Origin of the sequence: Kocuria sp. UCD-OTCP (genome assembly GCF_000349605.1) — a bacterium.
Lineage (GTDB): Bacteria > Actinomycetota > Actinomycetes > Actinomycetales > Micrococcaceae > Kocuria > Kocuria rosea.
Window position 1 is genome coordinate 20,285 of record NZ_AOSQ01000036.1, and the last position, 17,760, is coordinate 38,044.

Genomic DNA, 17,760 nt, shown 5'->3' on the forward strand with positions numbered 1-17,760 from the left:
AGCCCGGCGAGGACCGGTGCCCCGGGCGGGAGCCGCGTCGGGCCGCGCCCGGTTTTCACCCACCACGGGTGAGCCGTGACCGGGCGCGGACGTCCATCCTGGGAACGGGTCGGCGAGCACGGACGCCGAGGCCCGCGCCCGGCGGCCTGCGGCCGCTGGACCGCCGCGGGCCGACGCGCCCGTCCCGTCCACCTCGACGAGCACCACCACCACACCGCCGTACGACTTCGGGAGCAAGACGATGGCCACTCTGACCGTATGGAAGTTCACCACCGCCGAGGGGGCCGAGGCCGCGGCACAGACCCTGCAGCGACTGACGACACAGGAACTGATCCGGGTCCACGACGCCGCGATCGTGACGTGGCCGGACGGGAAGAAGAAGCCCCGGACCCGGCAGCTCAACAACCTAGTGGGGGCCGGCGCACTCGGCGGGTCCTTCTGGGGCATGCTGTTCGGCCTGATCTTCTTCGTCCCCCTGCTGGGCATGGCCGTGGGAGCGGCTGCCGGGGCCCTGAGCGGGATGCTGACCGACACCGGGATCGACGACGGCTTCATCAACCGGGTCCGCGACGAGGTCACCCCGGGCACCTCGGCGCTGTTCGTGCTCACCTCCGGTGCCGTGCTGGACCGGGTCCAGGAGGCCTTCGCCGGCCAGGACATGCACCTGGTGCACACCAACCTCTCCCGGGACCAGGAGGAGAAGCTGCTCAGCGCGTTCGCCGAGGACCCGGCCGCCGCGCTGTCCGCCGACGACGACAGGAGCTGATCGGCCGGGGCGGCGTCCCGCACGACGCTCGACAGACGGTCGCGGGCCGACGACCCCGCAGGGGAGGATGAGATGTGCCGCTGGCTGGCGTACACCGGTTCACCGGTGAGCCTGGAGGACCTGCTGTTCAAACCCACGAACTCTCTGGTGATGCAGAGCAAGCACTCGCGCCTGGGCGTCGAGACCACCAACGGCGACGGCGTCGGCGTCGGCTGGTACGGGTCCCGGCCGACACCGGGGCTGTTCCGCAGCACGGAGCCGGCCTGGAACGACCGCAACCTGCACGAACTGGCGCTGCAGGCATCGCCGAGCCACGTGTTCGCCCACATCCGCGCCACCACCGGGACGGCGGTCCAGCAGACGAACTGCCACCCGTTCCGTCACGACCGGTGGCTGTGGATGCACAACGGGCTCATCCGGGACTTCCTGACCCTCAAGCGGGACCTGGTCCTGGCCGTGGATCCCGGGCTCTTCCCGCTGATCGAGGGATCCACGGACTCGGAGGTCTTCTTCTACCTCGCCCTGACCTTCGGCCTGACGCAGGACCCGCCGGCGGCGGTGGCCGCGGCGGTCGGACTCGTCGAGGAGGCCGGGCGCCGGCACGGCGTCCCGGACCCGATGCAGATGACGGTGGCCACCACCGACGGGGAGACCATCTGGGCGTTCCGCTACTCCAGCGAAGGCCGCTCCCGATCGCTCTTCCACAGTGCTGACGTCTCGGCGCTGCGCGCCCAGTACCCGGACCACGCCATGCTCCACGACGTCTCCGAGGACTCGCGGATGGTGGTGTCCGAGCCCCTGGGGGATCTGCGCGGTGCGTGGCAGGAGGTGCCGGAGTCCACCTGCGTGGTCGTGCACGGAGGAGCGGTGGACCTCTTCCCCTTCGCCCCCGCGGCCGCCTGAGCCGCACCCGGGGACGTGCCGGTCAGGGGGCGGGCTCCGTCCCGACGCGCGCCGGAGGCGGTTCGACCATCATCTCGGGCGCCCGGGACACCATGAGCCAGAGGGGCAGGACGACGAGGCTCAGGACGACCAGCACGGTGATGTCGCCGACCACCGCGACGGCGATGAACAGGGCGATCCACCCGTCGCGCGCCACGGGCAGGACCACGCCGAGGATTCCGCAGGCGATGGCCAGTCCCAGCGGCATCCCCGGGATCAGCGCGTGTCCCAGGAGGCCGACGACGGCACCCATGAAGACGGCGGGGAAGATGCGCCCGCCCCGGAAGCCGGCCCCGGCGGCCACGAGGAGTGCTGCGAGCTTGACCACGAGGACCAGGACCAGCTCCTGCGGGGAGTGCTCCGCCGGGTTCCGGACGAGCTCGCCCATCTGGTGCGCGCCCTTGAACAGGGTGAGCGGACCGCCCAGGGCCCCCAGGCCCCCGAGCAGGAGGCCGCCGAGGGTGGTGTAGAGCACCGGATGCCGCAGGCCGTGGAAGAACCGGTGCACGTGGGGGAACGCGTGCACCGCGGCCAGCCCGGTCAGGGTGCCGCCCACCGCCACGGCGAGGCCGGTCGCCAGATGCACCGCACCGGGGGTGCCGAGCGGCGGGAATCCCGCATCGGGCAGCTGGGGCCCGTCGAGCCAGCGCATGGTGACCGCGCCCGCGGCCGCCGACGCCAGGGGCAGGAAGAGCCGGTCCCACAGGGCGCCCCCGTCCTTGAACCCGGCGACGACTCCGGTGTAGACGAGGGCGGCCGCGACCGGTGTCCCGAACAGGGCGCCGACGGTTCCGGAGGCGGTGGTCATCACGACGAGCCCGGTCGGCACCCCGGGCCGCCACCGGGCCACGAGTGCCACCAGGACCGCGGTGTTGACGGCGATGATGGGGATCTCCGGTCCCAGGCTCACCCCGCCGGCCAGGCCCAGCACTGTCACGAGGACCAGGCCGGGAACCGCGCTCAGCGCCAGCGGCGGCGCGATCAGCTCCGTGGTCGCGGAGTCACGGCCGCCGTGTCCGGGAACGAACTGCACCACGAGACCGACGACCAGGCCCGTCAGGGCGAGGACCCCGAAGATCCACCAGCCCGACTCCGGATCGACCTCCCACGCCGAGGGCAGGCTCGACCAGAGGAGGTGCTCGACGACGAGCGCCAGTTCGTCCACCACGAACAGGCCCAGCGCCGAGACGGCGCCGACGAGGACCGCCGGACCCGCGAGCTGCAGCTGCATCCGGACCGTCGGTCCCTCGTGCGTGCTCGTATCGGCCATGAGTGGTCGCCCATCGTCAGGTCACCGGATCCGTGCACGTCCACCGTCCCGCTCGTGGCCGTCGCTGTCCTCACCCCGCACGGGTGAGCCGGCCGCGCACCCGGAACCCGGCCTGCCGCATCGACCGCGGCACAGACGATTCGGAAAGGGCCGGCAGTCAGCGCACCCTCACTGGTCGGACAGGGGACTCCGCGCTCCGGGCGTGCAGCCGGCGGGCTCAGAGTTCCCGCTGACGACAAAGTCCTCGCACGTGAGGAACGCGGCGTGGTTGACCCCGAGCAGGTAGGAGGCGGCGGCGATGGACAGCACCAGGGCGATCACCAGGAGGCGCCGCGCCGGGGACAGGGAGCCCTCGCCGAACTCCGGCCAGATGATGCGTGCCAGCACCCACATCGTCGCCGGGATCCCCAGGAAGGCCACGGCGACGCCGAGGGTCTCGGTCAGCACGTCGAGGAACCCTCCGTCGTCCTCGACCACGATCGCGAGCACCAGCCACAGCGTGGGGACCAGCAGAGCGGCGGCCCGGTGTTTGCGCCGCTGCTCTCCGTGGCGGCGGAACAGCACGACGAACAGCGCCGCCGTCGCCGCGACCCAGACGGTCAGTTTCTGGTCGAAGAAGAGCTGTCCCCAGGCACCCAGGGTGAAGGCGGGCCACCAGACGGCGATGCACATGCCCACGGCGACGACCCCTGCGGCCCGTCCAGGCGTGGTGCTGATCGACTCCTCGTCGGCTGAAGACATCGGCACCACAGTAGCAATCCCGGGCCACCGCAACCACGGTCCGCCCGGGGGAGGGCGCACCCGCCGGCCCGCCCCGTCCACCGGGTGCGCGTCCCCCGCGGATGTGGTGCACTGGTGGTCCGATCCGCGCACCACCCACCGAGAGGACGTCGAGATGAGCCGACGCACGCCGTGGAGCCTCCTGTCCGTCGCCGCCCTGGCGCTCGCCGCACTGACCGGCTGCGACACTTCCACCGAGGACGTGGAGGAGGGCGCCGACCAGGTCCAGCAGGAGGTCGAGGAGGGCGCCGACCAGGTCCAGCAGGAGGTCGAGGAGGGCGCCGGTCAGGTCGAGGAGGGCGCCGACCAGGTTCAGCAGGAGGTCGAGGAGGGCGTCGACGACGCTCAGGACGACGAGGGCTGAGCGGCCGCGCGCAGCCGCTCGGGCACGGGGAGCAGCACCGACGGCTCGAGCGCGCCGACGAACTGCAGCGGGTTGACGTAGTCGCCGTCCCGGCGCACGCCCCAGTGCAGGCAGGTTCCCGGCCCGCAGTGGTCCCGGCCGCGCAGCACGCCCACGACCTGGCCGCGGTGCACCCGGTCCCCGGGGACCAGGGACGACTCGACGGGCTCGAAGCTCGAGCGCAGACCCCCGCCGTGGTCGAGCGTGAGCACCGGGCGGTCCACCACGAACCCCACGAAGGCCACCGTTCCTGCGGCCGGGGCGCGCACGGCGGCGCCCGGGCCCGCGTCCAGGTCCACGCCCCGGTGGCCCCGGGCCCACCGCTGGGCGGGCGGGGCCCACTCGCCCACCACGGCCGGCCGCGGCGACAGGGGCCACGCCCACCCCTGGGCCGCCGAACCGGGGGAGGGGAGCAGCACCCCCAGCACGAGCACGATCGCGAGCCCCACCACGCCGGCCGGCTCACTGCCCGCCCTCGGCGTCCCGGTCCGCGCCGCCTCGGCCGGCCCGGTCCGGGCAGGGGTCCGGCGCAGGAGACGGAGGAGCGGGGAGGGTCCGGTGGGCATGTCCCGACTGTCCGCCACCGGGGCCGGGCGGAGGGCCGCCCGGCCCCGTGCTGTGGACGGTCCCGGGGCCCCTCCGGCAGCCCCTGGCCGCGTGCAGGGCGGACGAGGCCCTTGTAGTACACTCGATCCCGCAGTGTGCTCTGAGGCGCCCCTCGTGGCGCGCCCTCGCGCCCACCCGGACCCGGCCCCGACGCCGGAGCCGACGGCGCGGTGGCGAGCAGCTGACTTCGCGCGCAGCGCCGCCGGGACGTCCCGTCCCGGTCCGGCCGCCCCGGTCCGCGTTCCCCGTCCCGGCGGGGTGCGGCACGGCGGCCGGGAGACGGACCCGCAGGGTCCGTCCACCGCTGCACCAGGGGCTCGTCCGCCGGACGCAGCCGAGAACCGAACCCGCGGGCCGGGCGTCGTCGCACGCCCTCCCGCACGAGAGACCAGGAGACGACATGTCCGTCGTTACCATGCGCCAGCTCCTCGACAGCGGCGTGCACTTCGGCCACCAGACCCGCCGGTGGAACCCGAAGATGAAGCGCTTCATCTTCACCGAGCGCAACGGCATCTACATCATCGACCTCCAGCAGTCGCTGTCCTTCATCGACCGCGCCTACGAGGCCGTCAAGACCACCGTGGCCCACGGCGGCACCATCCTCTTCGTCGGCACCAAGAAGCAGGCCCAGGAGGCCATCGCCGAGCAGGCCACCCGCGTGGGCATGCCCTACGTGAACCACCGCTGGCTCGGCGGCATGCTCACGAACTTCGCCACGGTCTCCAAGCGCATCGAGCGCATGAAGGAGCTCGAGGAGATCGACTTCGACGACGTCGCCGGCTCGCAGTACACGAAGAAGGAGCTCCTGCTCCTGCGCCGCGAGAAGGAGAAGCTGGAGCGCACCCTCGGCGGCATCCGCAACCTGACCAAGGCCCCCTCCCTGATCTGGATCGTGGACACCAAGAAGGAGCACCTCGCGGTGGACGAGGCCCAGAAGCTGGGCATCCCGGTCGTCGCGATCCTCGACACCAACTGCGACCCCGACGAGGTCGCCTTCCCGATCCCGGGCAACGACGACGCCATCCGCTCCGTCAACCTCCTGACCCGCGTGATCGCCGACGCCGTGGCCGAGGGGCTCATGGAGCGCCACAACAAGAAGTCCGGCGGCGCCGACCAGGCCGCCGAGCCGATGGCCGAGTGGGAGCGCGAGCTGCTCGAGCAGCACGCCGCCGAGCAGACCGCCGCGACCGAGGCCCCGGCCGAGACCGCTGCCCCGGCCGAGGCCGAGACCGCCGCCGCGACCGAGGCCCCGGCCGAGACCGAGGCTCCCGCCGAGGCCCCGGCCGAGACCGAGACCGCCGCCGAGTAGTCTCCGTCCACCGTCCGTTTCCCCCGGCGGGGCACCGTCCCCGCCCGAGGCCGGCCGGGGCGGGCCCGTGCTTTTCGAATGGCTTTTCCCATTCCCTTNTTGCTTAGACAAAAAAGAGGTTCGAAAACCCGGCCGGCACCACCGACCGAGTGAGGAGTTTCCATGGCGAACTACACCGCCACCGAGATCAAGGCCCTGCGTGAGCGCACCGGCGCCGGCATGCTGGACGTCAAGAAGGCGCTCGACGAGGCCGACGGCGACCTCCAGAAGGCGCAGGAGATCATCCGCGTCAAGGGCCTCAAGGGCGTCACCAAGCGCGAGGGCCGGGCCACGGCCGAGGGCCTCGTCGCCGCGCGCGTCGAGGGCACCGTCGGGTACATGGTCGAGGTCAACTCCGAGACCGACTTCGTGGCGAAGTCCGCCCCGTTCGTCGAGTTCGGCAACAAGGTGCTCGACGCCGCCGTGGCCGCCGACGCCACCACGCTCGAGTCCCTCATGGACGCCCAGGTCGACGGCAAGGCCGTCTCCGAGCTCGTCACCGAGACCGGTGCCCTGCTCGGCGAGAAGGTCGTCGTCCGGCGCATCGCCCGCGTCGAGGGCGACAACGTGGCCGTCTACCTGCACAAGACCTCCAAGGACCTCCCGGCGCAGGTCGGCGTGCTGCTGGCCGTGGCCGGTGCCGACGCCGGGCAGGTCGCCCACGACGTCGCCGTGCACATCGCCGCGATGTCCCCGACGTTCCTCTCCCAGGAGGACGTGCCCGCCGAGACCGTCGAGTCGGAGAAGCGCGTCGCCGAGGAGACGGCCCGCGCCGAGGGCAAGCCGGAGAAGATCCTGCCGAACATCATCAACGGCCGCCTCAAGGGCTACTTCAAGGACGTCGTCCTGCTGGACCAGGACTTCGCCAAGGACTCCAAGAAGACCGTCGGCAAGGTGCTCGAGGAGGCCGGTGCGACCGCCACGGCCTTCGCCCGCTTCCGCGTCGGCGCCTGACCGGTCCTCTCCCGGGCGCCCGGCGCCCGCTCGCGACGGAGGCGTTCCTGCACGGCAGGGACGCCTCCGTCGTCGTTCCCGGTCCCGCCTGCGACGACGCCCTCGAGGCCCCGGAGGCCGGCCCCCGGGGGCGGACGCGTTCTGTATGCTGAGGGAGGCCCGCCCCCCGCGCCAGCTGCACCCTCGCGGGGCCGAGCCGGTCCACGCAGCTCCGTCGTCGCCGGGAGGAACCATGCCCACCACTTCTGCCTCCGAGATCAAGGACGAGGCCCTGCGCCTGAGCAGGGACCCCCGGGTCGCCCCCGCCCGCCGCCGGGTGCTGCTGAAGCTCTCGGGCGAGGTCTTCGGCGGCGGCTCCATCGGGGTGGACACGCGCGTGGTCCGCGACATCGCCGAGCAGATCGCGGCCACCGTGGGCCAGGTCGAGACCGCCATCGTGGTGGGCGGCGGCAACTTCTTCCGCGGCGCGGAGCTCTCCCAGGCCGGCATGGACCGCTCCCGTGCGGACTACATGGGGATGCTCGGCACCGTCATGAACTGCCTGGCCCTGCAGGACTTCCTCGAGCAGTGCGGGGTCGACACCCGGGTGCAGTCCGCGATCAAGATGGAGCAGGTGGCCGAGGTCTACATCCCGCGCCGGGCCATCCGGCACATGGAGAAGGACCGCGTCGTGATCTTCGGCGCCGGCGCCGGGCTGCCCTACTTCTCCACCGACACCGTCGCGGCCCAGCGGGCCCTCGAGGTCCACGCGGACGAGGTCCTCATGGCGAAGAACGGGGTGGACGGCGTCTACACCGCGGACCCCCGCACGAACCCGGACGCCCAGCGGCTGTCCACCCTCACCTACGGCGAGGCCCTCGCCCGCGACATCCGGGTCATGGACCAGACGGCCTTCAGCCTGTGCCGCGACAACGACGTGACGATGCGCGTGTTCGGCATGGAGGGCGAGGGCAACGTCACCCGCGCGATCCTCGGGGAGCAGATCGGCACCCTCGTCACCGCGTGAGCCGGTGCCGGGCGGCCCCCGGTTAGACTGGGGCGAGCACGGCCGGGCGGCGTGGTTCCCGCGCGGCGACCGGCCGAACCGACCCCGCGCGGAGGACTCCGTGCGACACGACGAAGGAGCCCCTACGTGATCTCAGAGACCATGTCCGAAGCGAAGACCAAGATGGGCAAGGCCGTGGAAGGCGCCAAGGAGGACTTCGCCGCGATCCGCACGGGCCGGGCCAACCCCTCCCTCTTCTCGAGCCTGCTGGTCGAGTACTACGGCACTCCCACCCCGCTCCAGCAGCTCGCCTCCTTCCAGAACCCCGAGGCCCGCACGCTGCTCATCACGCCGTACGACCGCTCCGCCCTCAACGACATCGAGAAGGCGCTGCGCAACTCGGACATCGGGGCGAACCCCGCCAATGACGGCAACGTCATCCGCGTGGTCATGCCGGAGCTGACGCAGGAGCGGCGCAAGGAGTACGTCAAGGTCGTCGGGCACAAGGCCGAGGAGGCGCGCGTCTCCGTGCGCAACATCCGCCGGCACGCCAAGGACCAGATCGAGAAGGCCGTCAAGGACGGCGACATCGGCGAGGACGAGGGCAAGCGCGCCGAGAAGGACCTCGACGCCGCGACCAAGAAGCACATCGACCAGATCGATGAGATGCTCAAGAACAAGGAAGCGGAGCTGCTGCAGGTCTGATGCCGGACCAGCCGCGACCGCACCAGGAGACGAAGGCTTCCCCGGGAACCGCCGGGGGGGCCTTCTCCCCGCGTGCCCGGCCGGCGCCCGTCCGGGCCGGCGCCGCGACGACCCCCGGCACGCCGGGGCGCCGGCACACCGCCCCCTCCCGCGCCGGCCGGAACCTGCCGGCCGCCGTGGGCGTCGCCGTGGTGCTCATCGGGACCCTGCTCGTCGGGCTGTTCGTCCAGCCCCTCGTCCTGGCGCTCTTCGCCGGGACGGCGGCGGGGATCGGCGTCTGGGAGGTCGGCCGGTCCCTGCGCTACCGCGGCATCGTCATCCCGCGCGTCCCGGCGGTGACCGCGGGCGTGCTGATGCCGGTCGCCGCGTTCGCCGGTGGCGGCGAGGCGCTGATGATGGCCGTGATCGTGGGGCTGACGCTCGTGATCGTCTGGCGGGCCCTGGGGGGCCGGGACGGCATGATCCTGTCCATCATGGGCTCCGTGTTCGCCCTGGTCTGGGTGGGCTTCCTGCTGAGCATCGCCCTGCTGCTCTACCACACCGAGGCGGGCCCCCTGAAGGTGCTCACGGTCATCCTGCTGGCCGTCGGCTCGGACACGTGCGGCTACGCCGTGGGCGTGGTCTGGGGCCGCCACCCCATGGCGCCGCGGATCAGCCCCAAGAAGTCCTGGGAGGGCTTCGCCGGGTCGCTGGGCGGCTCGGTGCTGATCGGCGTCCTGTGCGCCGTGCTGCTGCTCGACCACGCCTGGTGGGAGGGCGCCGTGCTCGCCGCGGTGCTCGTGCTCGCCGCCACCCTCGGCGACTTCTCCGAGTCCATGGTCAAGCGCGAGCTGGGGATCAAGGACATGGGCACCCTCCTGCCCGGCCACGGGGGCGTGATGGACCGGATCGACTCCATCCTCTTCGCCGTGCCCGCCGGGTACCTGCTGTTCGAGCTCTTCGCCGCGAGCGCCTGAGCCCGGCGTCCAGGACCCGCAGCCCATGCCTCCCGACCGCCCCGGAGCCCGGCCGGCCACCGCCCGCATCCCGCGGTGCACCGAGGCCGAGCGCGGCTACGACGTCGTCCAGGTGGACGAGCTCCTGGCCGGCGTGCACGCGGCCCTGCAGGACGCGCCGCTCGGTCCCGGACCGGCGCACCGGTCCGGGGCCGTGCTGAGCACTCAGGTGCGCGCCGCCGTCTTCGCCGACGCGCGGGGCGGTTACCGGCCGGAGGCCGTCGACGGGCTGCTGGACGCGGCCGAGGACGCGCTGGCCGCGGCCGAGCGCGAGCAGTGCCTGCGCGACCGGGGCCCCGAGGCCTGGCAAGAGCACTTCGACGCCCTGGCCCGGCTGCTCCGGAACCGTCTCGACCGGCCGCGCACGCAGCGCTTCCGGCGCCCCTCCCGGCCGCGGGCCCAGGGCTACTCCGCGGCCCACGTGGACGTCCTCTGCGAGCGCCTGGGCGCCCGGCTGGAGGGCGCCGCGGACCTCGTGCCGGCCGAGCTGCGCCGGGCCGTGTTCCCGCCCGCGCAGGGGGAGCGCAGCTACGAGGAGCAGCAGGTGGACGCCTTCCTGGACCGCGCCGTCCAGCTGCTCCTGGCCTCTCGCTGAAACAGGCTCCCCGAAGCCTCTGTGTATACATGCTGGACCGGGCCTCGTCCAGAAACGCCGTTCCGTGTTCATCCTGACCCCAGAAAAGCAACTTTTGGGTGTCACGCCTTGCTCCTGTGCATACAACGGCCTAGTGTGGGCCACATCACATGAGGAGGTAGCCCATGTCCACCCAGCCACCCATCGACGCCGACGACCTCGTCGCCGACATCGATTTCCCCGCGGCCCAGCGGTCGCCAGAGTTCCAGGAGCTGCGGAAGACCCATCGCGGCTTCGTCTTCCCGCTCGCCGTCGCCTTCCTGGTCTGGTACCTGCTGTACGTGGTGCTCGCCATGTACGCGCCGCAGCTGTTCGCCATCCAGGTCATCGGCAACGTCAACCTCGGCGTCGTCCTGGGCCTGCTCCAGTTCGTCACGACCTTTGCCATCACGGGGGCCTACGTGTCCTTCGCCAACCGCAAGCTGGACCCGAAGGCCACGGCCATCCGGGAGCGTCTCGAGCCCAGCCTCGGCACCACCGGCGGCGTCCACGGACAGGAGAACTGACCGATGCACCAGCTGCACACCGCGCTCGCGCCCATGACGGCCGCCACCACGGAGACGGTCGGCACGCCCTGGATCAACATCTCCATCTTCGGCGCGTTCGTCGTCGTGACGATGGTCATCGTCCTCCGCGCCTCGAAGTCCACGTCCACGGCGGCCGACTACTACGCCGGCGGCCGTGGCTTCAGCGGCACCCAGAACGGCCTGGCCATCGCGGGCGACTACCTCTCGGCGGCGTCCTTCCTGGGCATCGTGGGCGCGATCGCCCTCCAGGGCTACGACGGGTTCCTCTACTCCATCGGCTTCCTCGTGGCCTGGCTCGTGGCGCTGCTGCTGATCGCCGAGCTGCTGCGCAACACCGGCAAGTTCACGATGGCGGACGTCCTGTCCTTCCGCCTGCGCCAGCGTCCCGTGCGCGTCGCGGCGTCCATCTCCACCCTCGCCGTGTCCGCGTTCTACCTGCTGGCCCAGATGGCCGGGGCGGGCGCCTTGGTGTCGCTGCTGCTGGGCATCAGCTCGCGGGTCGGGCAGTCGCTGGTCATCGTGGTCGTGGGCGTGCTCATGATCGTCTACGTCCTCGTGGGCGGGATGAAGGGCACCACCTACGTGCAGATCATCAAGGCGGTGCTCCTGGTCTCCGGCGTGGCGGTCATGACCGTCTGGATCCTGGCGCTCTACGGCTTCAACTTCTCCTCCCTGCTCGGTGACGCGGTCGCCGTCTCCGGCAACCCGGCCATCCTCGAGCCGGGCCTGAAGTACGGCGTGAGCGAGACCAGCAAGCTGGACTTCATCTCCCTGGGCCTGGCCCTCGTCTTCGGCGCGGCGGGCCTGCCCCACGTGCTCATGCGCTTCTACACGGTGCCCACGGCCAAGGAGGCGCGCACCTCCGTGGTCTGGGCCATCTCGCTGATCGGCCTGTTCTACCTCTTCACCCTCATCCTGGGCTTCGGCGCGGCGGCCCTCATCGGCGCCGAGCGGATCCAGGCGGCACCCGGCGGCGTGAACTCCGCGGCCCCGCTGCTGGCGTTCGAGCTCGGCGGGTCCCTGCTGATGGGCATCATCGCGGCGGTGGCCTTCGCCACGATCCTCGCGGTCGTCGCCGGCCTGGCCATCACGGCCTCGGCCTCGTTCGCCCACGACATTTACACCAGCGTGATCAAGAAGGGGAACTCCGATCCCCGCAAGGAGCTGAAGGTGGCGAAGACCACGGTGGTGGTCATCGGTCTCGTCTCCATCGCGGGCGGCATCGGCGCCCAGGGCCAGAACGTCGCGTTCCTCGTGGCGCTCGCCTTCGCGGTCGCGGCCTCGGCGAACCTGCCGACCATCCTGTACTCCCTGTACTGGCGGCGCTTCACCACCCGGGGCGCGGTCTGGTCCATGTACGGCGGCCTGATCCTCTCGGTGGGCCTCATCGTCTTCTCCCCGGTCATGTCCGGCTCCGAGACGTCGATGATCCCGACCGCCGACTTCGCGTGGTTCCCGCTGCAGAACCCGGGCATCGTCTCGATCCCGGCCTCCTTCCTGCTCGGCTTCATCGGTTCCATGACGGAGCGCCGTCTCGAGGACCCGATCAAGCAGTCCGAGATGGAGGTGCGCTCCCTCACAGGCATCGGCGCCGAGAAGCCCGTCGCCCACTGACGGATTCCCGCTCCCACCTGGGAGGATCCACCGGCCCGCCCGAAGCCCCGGCTTCCGGCGGGCCGGTCCGCGTCCGGGGGAACGCGTCGATTGGCTAACGGGAACAGACAGGCGGCTGACCGTCGGCTAGGGTGAGGCGCAGAAGCAACCTCAGGGTATTCCAGGGATACTCGCCGGTTGCGTACAATAAAAGTCCCTCCCGGGACGGATAAGGAGCCATCATGGGAATCATCAGCTGGATCATCCTCGGCCTCATCGCAGGCGCCCTCGCCAAGCTCATCATGCCGGGCAGCCAGGGTGGCGGCATCATCGTCACGATCGTCCTCGGCATCGTGGGGGCCCTCCTCGGAGGCTTCCTCGGCTCGCTGATCGGCATCGGGGACCTGGAGTCCGCGTTCGACATCGGCACCATCATCACCGCCGTCGTGGGAGCCCTCATCGTGCTCTTCATCTGGGGCGCGGTCTCCGGCCGCAAGGGTCGCGCCACGCGCTGATCCCACCCCCGTCGGTCGCCGAGGCCCCGTCCACCGCTCCCGGTGGACGGGGCCTCGGCCCGTTCCGGGCCGTCCGCAGGCACCCCCTGCGGGCACCGCACCGAGGAGTGGCGCTGGGGGATACTGGGGCCATGACGCCCCCCGCCACCTCGCCCCGCACCCGCCCGACACCCGAGCTGCGCGCCCTGGCCGCCGCCGGCCCCCGCCGGATCAGCGTCCTCGGGTCGACGGGCTCGATCGGCACCCAGGCGCTCGACGTCGTGCGGGCCGCCCGCGAGCTCGAGGGCGCGGACCCGTTCACCGTGGTCGCCCTCGCCGCCGGACCACGGCACCTGGAGCTCCTCTCCGAGCAGGCCCTCGAGACCCGCGCCGCGCTCGTGGCGACCAGCGGCACCGCCCAGGACGCCGCCCGGCTGGCCGGCCTCATCGCGGACCGGGCCGCGTCCGCCGGGGCCGGGGGATACCGCCCGGACGTCGTGCACGGGCCCGACGCCGCGTCCGCGGCCGCCGCCCACCCCGACGCCGACCTCGTGCTCAACGGGATCACCGGCTCCATCGGGCTCGCCCCCACGCTGGCGGCGCTGCGGGCCGGGCACCGGCTCGCCCTGGCGAACAAGGAGTCCCTGATCGCCGGCGGCGCCCTGGTCAAGGCAGCCGCCGCGGCCACCGGGGACCCGGACGCCCTGATTCCCGTGGACTCCGAGCACTCCGCGCTGGCGCAGGCGCTGCGCGGCGGCACCGCCGCGGAGGTGGACCGGCTCGTGCTGACGGCCTCCGGCGGGCCCTTCCGCGGCCGGTCCCGGGCGGAGCTCGAGACGGTCACGCCCCGGGACGCGCTGCGCCACCCGACGTGGGACATGGGCCTGATGGTGACGACCAACTCGGCGACCATGGTCAACAAGGCCCTCGAGGTGCTCGAGGCCCACCTGCTCTTCGACGTGCCCCTCGAGCGCATCGACGTGGTGGTCCACCCCCAGTCGGTCGTGCACTCCATGGTCCAGTTCGTGGACGGCTCCACCCTCGCCCAGGCCTCGCCCCCGGACATGCGCCTGCCCATCGCCCTCGGTCTGGCCTGGCCGCACCGGGTGCCCGGGGCCGCCCTGCCGTGCGACTGGACGCGCGCCACGGAGTGGACCTTCGAGCCCCTCGACCCGGTGGCGTTCCCCGCCGTCGAGCTCCTCAAGGCTGCGGGGGAGCGGGGCGGGACCTTCCCCGCCGTGTTCAACGCGGCCAACGAGGAGGCGGTGCACGCCTTCCACGACGGCCGGATCCGGTTCCCCGCCATCGTGGACACGGTCGAGGCGGTGCTGGGCGAGCACGACGACGTCGGCCCGCTGGAGCTCGAGGCCGTGCTGGCGGCCGAGCGCTGGGCCCGCGGGCGGGCCCGCGAGGTCCTCGCCCGCTGACCGGGCCGGGCCCGGCCCCGCCGCACGTGCTAGTCTGTCGGGCGGATGACGAGTCCCAGCGTGCAGCCCTGGCTTGCTGGGCGGCAACCCTCTCCCGTAGTGGGGTGCCCCAGGTGAACCATCCGGCACCGGCCGACGACGGCCGGCGGCAAGTACGGTCCGACCGCGCACGCGCTCTCCGGCGCGCCCTCGACCGTGGCCGCCGGACCCGTTGGCCCCGGTGGAGACCTCCGACACCCCGGACCCACGGAAAGGCACCACATGCGATTGCAGCGCCTCCCCTTCCTCGCCCTGGCCACGACCCTCGGCCTCGCCCTCACCGCCTGCGGCGGCTCCGCCGGGGAGTCCTCCGGCGAGGGCGTGCTGGCCGACGACAAGGTCACCATCGGCGTGGTGGGCACCGACCCGACCCACGATGCCCTCCAGAGGGTGGCCGAGGAGCAGGGCATCACCGTCGAGTACGTCGACTTCTCCGACTACAACCAGCCGAACCCCGCCACCGAGTCCGGTGACGTGGAGATGACCTGGTTCCAGCACGTCCCGTTCCTCGCCGACTACAACAACGCGGCCGGCGGCTCCATCACCCCGATCGGCTCGACCTCGATCTACCCGCTGGGCCTGTACTCCAACCAGTACGACTCCGTGGAGCAGTTCCAGGAGGGCGACGAGATCGCGGTGCCCAACGACGCCGTGAACCTCTCCCGGGCCCTGCTCGTGCTCGAGGCCGCAGGTCTCGTGGAGCTGAGAAGCGACACCCTCATCCCCACCGAGCTCGACGTCGACACCGAGGCCTCCACGGTGCGGGTCACCCCGGTCTCCGCGGAGCAGACGGTGCTCTCGCTCGACTCGGTGGCCGGCTCGGTCATCAACAACGACTTCCTCTCGCGGGCCGACATCGACCCGCAGTCCGCGCTCGCCCAGGACGACCCCGAGTCCGAGGGCTCCCGCGCCTACGTCAACCTCTTCACCACCACGGAGGAGCTCGCCGACGACGAGACCCTCCGGCAGGTCGCGGACCTCTACCACGAGCAGGCCGTGCTCGACGCCGAGATGGAGGAGACCAAGGACACCGCCGTGCCGCTGCAGCTGGAGCCGGAGGAGCTCCAGGAGCTGACCGCGCGCTACCAGCAGGAGCTGAAGGACCAGGAGCAGTGAGCGCGGCGGTCCCCGCCGGGCCGCCCGCACCCGGGCGCCCGGACGAGGTGCTCGTCTCCTTCCGCAACGTCTCCAAGACCTTCCGCACCGGCTCGGGGCGGGCGGCGCGCGAGGTGCTCGCGGTCGACGACGTCACCCTCGACGTCCGCCGCGGCGAGATCTTCGGCGTGATCGGCTACTCCGGGGCGGGCAAGTCCACCCTCGTGCGCCTGATCAACGGGCTCGAGCCCGTGTCCTCGGGCTCCCTGACCGTGGAGGGCTTCGAGGTGGCCGGCCGGCGCGAGACCGAGCTGGCGCCCGTGCGGCAGGAGATCGGGATGATCTTCCAGCAGTTCAACCTCTTCACCTCCCGCACCGTCGCCGGCAACGTCGAGTATCCGCTCAAGCGGGCCGGCTGGCCGAAGGAGAAGCGCCGGGCGCGGGTGGCCGAGCTGCTCGAGTTCGTGGGCCTCGCCGCCCGCGCCGGCAACTACCCGGAGCAGCTCTCCGGCGGGCAGAAGCAGCGCGTGGGCATCGCCCGCGCCCTGGCGACCAGCCCGAAGCTGCTCCTGGCCGACGAGTCGACGAGCGCCCTCGACCCGGAGACCACCCAGGAGGTGCTGCAGGTGCTGCAGCGGGTCAACCGGGAGCTCGGGATCACGATCGTGATCATCACCCACGAGATGGACGTGGTCCGCGCGATCGCCGACCGCGTGGCCGTGATGCAGGACGGGAAGGTCGTGGAGCACGGCTCCACCGTGGACATCTTCGCCCGGCCCCGCACCGAGACCGCCCGCCGCTTCGTCTCCTCCGTCCTGCACTCGGTGCCCGACGCCCGTGAGGTCGAGCGGCTGCGCCGCGCCCACCGGGGGCGCCTGGTGATCGTGGACGTCGGCGACGGCGTGGACATCGGCGGGGTGCTCTCGGACGGCGCCGCCCGCGGGGTCCGCTTCACCATCGCCTACGGCGGGATCAGCGTGCTCCAGGAGCAGTCGTTCGGGTCCCTGACCTTCGAGCTGACCGGTGCGGACGCGGCCGTGCAGGCCGTGGTCGACGAGATGTCCCGCATCACGACCCTGAGAGAGGTGGCCGCGTGAACGACTGGTCCGTCCTGGGACCCGAGCTGCTGTCCGCGCTCGGGGAGACCCTCTACATGGTGGCGGTCACGCTGCTGCTCGCCGGCCTGCTCGGTCTGCTCGTGGGCGTCGGCCTCTACGTCACCCGCCGGGGCAACATCCTGGAGAACCGGGCGGTGCACGAGGGCCTCAACCTCGTGGTGAACTTCGTCCGGCCGATCCCGTTCATCATCCTGCTGGCCGCGCTGGGACCGGTGACCCAGGGGGTCGTCGGGACCCGGCTGGGGCCCAATGCCGCGATCTTCGCGATGACCATCGGGGCCATGTTCGCGGTGGCGCGCATCGTCGAGCAGAACCTCATGAGCGTGGACCCCGGGGTCGTGGAGGCGGCCCGCTCCATGGGCGTCTCCCGCGGCCGGATCATCACCACGGTGATCCTGCCCGAGGCGCTGGGCCCCCTGGTGCTCGGCTACACGTTCCTGGTCATCGGCATCACGGACATGTCGGCGATGGCCGGTGCCATCGGCGCCGGCGGCCTGGGCGACTTCGCCCTGCGCCTGGGCTACCAGCGGTTCAACGACGAGGTCACGTGGGCGGCGGTCGCCGTCATCGTGGTCCTGGTCCAGCTCGTGCAGGTGGTGGGCAACCGGCTGGCCCGCCGGATCCTGCGCCGCTGAGGCGCCCCGCCCCGCAGCCCTCCGACGGCCGGTGCGCCTCCCTCCCGGGAGGGCACCGGCCGTCGTCGTGCCCTGGTGCGCCCGGTGCCCGACGTCCAGGATCGTGGTGCAGACTGGTCCTCGCCGTGCCGAGCGCACGGCCCCGACGTCCCCGGCGCCCGCCGGGGTCCCTCGACGATCCCGGGAGGTCCGACGGATGGGTGTCGTGCTGTTCCTCGTGGGCGTGCTGCTGGCCGCCGCCGCCATCGCGGTCTCCATCGCCCTCCACGAGATCGGCCACCTCGTGCCGGCCAAGCTCTTCGGCGTGCGCGTCACGCAGTACATGGTCGGCTTCGGGCGCACCGTGCTCTCCCGCCGGCGCGGCGAGACGGAGTACGGGCTCAAGGCGGTCCCGCTGGGCGGCTACATCTCCATGGTGGGGATGAGATCGGAAGAGCACACGTC

General features: G+C 72.1%; 19 protein-coding genes and 1 riboswitch. Of the genes, 16 read left to right on the forward strand and 3 right to left on the reverse strand.

The window, feature by feature from the left end; translation table 11 throughout:
* Positions 1-241: 241 nt before the first annotated feature.
* Positions 242-766 (forward strand): DUF1269 domain-containing protein, encoded by a 525-nt coding sequence (locus tag H488_RS31125; protein WP_017834123.1) that lies wholly within the window; start codon positions 242-244, stop codon positions 764-766.
* Positions 767-838: 72 nt separating this feature from the next.
* The gene (locus H488_RS31130; RefSeq protein WP_017834124.1) at positions 839-1,669 is read left to right on the forward strand and encodes a class II glutamine amidotransferase; all 831 of its coding nucleotides are present in this window, start codon (positions 839-841) and stop codon (positions 1,667-1,669) included.
* Positions 1,670-1,691: 22 nt separating this feature from the next.
* Here H488_RS31130 and H488_RS31135 read toward each other — a convergent pair whose 3' ends face one another.
* Both H488_RS31135 and H488_RS31140 read right to left on the reverse strand, forming a co-directional pair.
* A complete protein-coding gene (locus H488_RS31135; RefSeq protein ID WP_031283326.1) occupies positions 1,692-2,978 on the reverse strand; it encodes an ion channel protein in 1,287 nt (428 codons plus the stop codon).
* Positions 2,979-3,146: 168 nt separating this feature from the next.
* Positions 3,147-3,719, reverse strand: coding sequence for a hypothetical protein (locus tag H488_RS31140; protein ID WP_150110367.1), 573 nt, complete (start codon positions 3,717-3,719; stop codon positions 3,147-3,149).
* Positions 3,720-3,873: 154 nt separating this feature from the next.
* Between H488_RS31140 and H488_RS31145 the strand changes: the two genes are divergently transcribed.
* Positions 3,874-4,122, forward strand: coding sequence for a hypothetical protein (locus tag H488_RS31145; RefSeq protein WP_017834127.1), 249 nt, complete (start codon positions 3,874-3,876; stop codon positions 4,120-4,122).
* On the opposite strand, the gene H488_RS0118685 is transcribed toward H488_RS31145, so the two are convergent.
* Positions 4,104-4,727 carry a M23 family metallopeptidase gene (locus tag H488_RS0118685; protein ID WP_017834128.1) on the reverse strand — a complete coding sequence of 208 codons (624 nt, stop codon included), beginning with the start codon at positions 4,725-4,727 and terminating at the stop codon, positions 4,104-4,106. The genes H488_RS31145 and H488_RS0118685 overlap by 19 nt on opposite strands.
* 440 nt (positions 4,728-5,167) lie before the next feature.
* Here H488_RS0118685 and rpsB point away from each other — a divergent pair, with 440 nt between their 5' ends.
* The 13 genes from rpsB to H488_RS31210 all read left to right on the forward strand — a co-directional run bounded on the left by rpsB (position 5,168) and on the right by H488_RS31210 (position 17,316).
* Positions 5,168-6,076: a 30S ribosomal protein S2 gene (gene rpsB / locus H488_RS31150; protein WP_017834129.1), complete on the forward strand. Its 909-nt coding sequence runs from the start codon at positions 5,168-5,170 to the stop codon at positions 6,074-6,076.
* A gap of 162 nt (positions 6,077-6,238) precedes the next feature.
* Positions 6,239-7,069, forward strand: a complete 831-nt coding sequence (tsf, locus tag H488_RS31155; protein ID WP_017834130.1) for a translation elongation factor Ts — start codon at positions 6,239-6,241, stop codon at positions 7,067-7,069.
* Between the two features lie 232 nt (positions 7,070-7,301).
* Positions 7,302-8,075 (forward strand): UMP kinase, encoded by a 774-nt coding sequence (gene pyrH, locus H488_RS31160; RefSeq protein ID WP_017834131.1) that lies wholly within the window; start codon positions 7,302-7,304, stop codon positions 8,073-8,075.
* 126 nt (positions 8,076-8,201) lie between these two features.
* The gene (frr, locus tag H488_RS31165; RefSeq protein WP_017834132.1) at positions 8,202-8,759 is read left to right on the forward strand and encodes a ribosome recycling factor; all 558 of its coding nucleotides are present in this window, start codon (positions 8,202-8,204) and stop codon (positions 8,757-8,759) included.
* The gene (locus H488_RS31170) at positions 8,759-9,715 is read left to right on the forward strand and encodes a phosphatidate cytidylyltransferase (RefSeq protein ID WP_017834133.1); all 957 of its coding nucleotides are present in this window, start codon (positions 8,759-8,761) and stop codon (positions 9,713-9,715) included. Before frr ends, H488_RS31170 begins: the two co-directional genes overlap by 1 nt.
* A gap of 25 nt (positions 9,716-9,740) precedes the next feature.
* Complete coding sequence (locus tag H488_RS31175; RefSeq protein WP_017834134.1) at positions 9,741-10,349, forward strand: hypothetical protein; 609 nt, start codon at positions 9,741-9,743, stop codon at positions 10,347-10,349.
* A gap of 164 nt (positions 10,350-10,513) precedes the next feature.
* The gene (locus H488_RS31180; protein WP_017834135.1) at positions 10,514-10,894 is read left to right on the forward strand and encodes a DUF485 domain-containing protein; all 381 of its coding nucleotides are present in this window, start codon (positions 10,514-10,516) and stop codon (positions 10,892-10,894) included.
* Between the two features lie 3 nt (positions 10,895-10,897).
* A complete protein-coding gene (locus H488_RS31185; RefSeq protein ID WP_017834136.1) occupies positions 10,898-12,529 on the forward strand; it encodes a solute symporter family protein in 1,632 nt (543 codons plus the stop codon).
* 221 nt (positions 12,530-12,750) lie between these two features.
* On the forward strand, positions 12,751-13,023 hold the full coding sequence (locus H488_RS31190; protein ID WP_017834137.1) for a GlsB/YeaQ/YmgE family stress response membrane protein: 273 nt from the start codon (positions 12,751-12,753) through the stop codon (positions 13,021-13,023).
* Between the two features lie 131 nt (positions 13,024-13,154).
* A complete protein-coding gene (dxr, locus tag H488_RS31195) occupies positions 13,155-14,429 on the forward strand; it encodes a 1-deoxy-D-xylulose-5-phosphate reductoisomerase (protein ID WP_017834138.1) in 1,275 nt (424 codons plus the stop codon).
* A 44-nt stretch (positions 14,430-14,473) separates the two neighbouring features.
* A riboswitch (SAM riboswitch) is annotated at positions 14,474-14,590 on the forward strand.
* A 100-nt stretch (positions 14,591-14,690) separates the two neighbouring features.
* Positions 14,691-15,584 (forward strand): MetQ/NlpA family ABC transporter substrate-binding protein, encoded by an 894-nt coding sequence (locus H488_RS31200; RefSeq protein ID WP_031283335.1) that lies wholly within the window; start codon positions 14,691-14,693, stop codon positions 15,582-15,584.
* A complete protein-coding gene (locus tag H488_RS31205) occupies positions 15,581-16,660 on the forward strand; it encodes a methionine ABC transporter ATP-binding protein (RefSeq protein ID WP_017834140.1) in 1,080 nt (359 codons plus the stop codon). Before H488_RS31200 ends, H488_RS31205 begins: the two co-directional genes overlap by 4 nt.
* Before the next feature lie 56 nt (positions 16,661-16,716).
* Positions 16,717-17,316 carry a methionine ABC transporter permease gene (locus H488_RS31210; RefSeq protein WP_081615817.1) on the forward strand — a complete coding sequence of 200 codons (600 nt, stop codon included), beginning with the start codon at positions 16,717-16,719 and terminating at the stop codon, positions 17,314-17,316.
* The last annotated feature ends 444 nt before the right edge of the window (positions 17,317-17,760 follow it).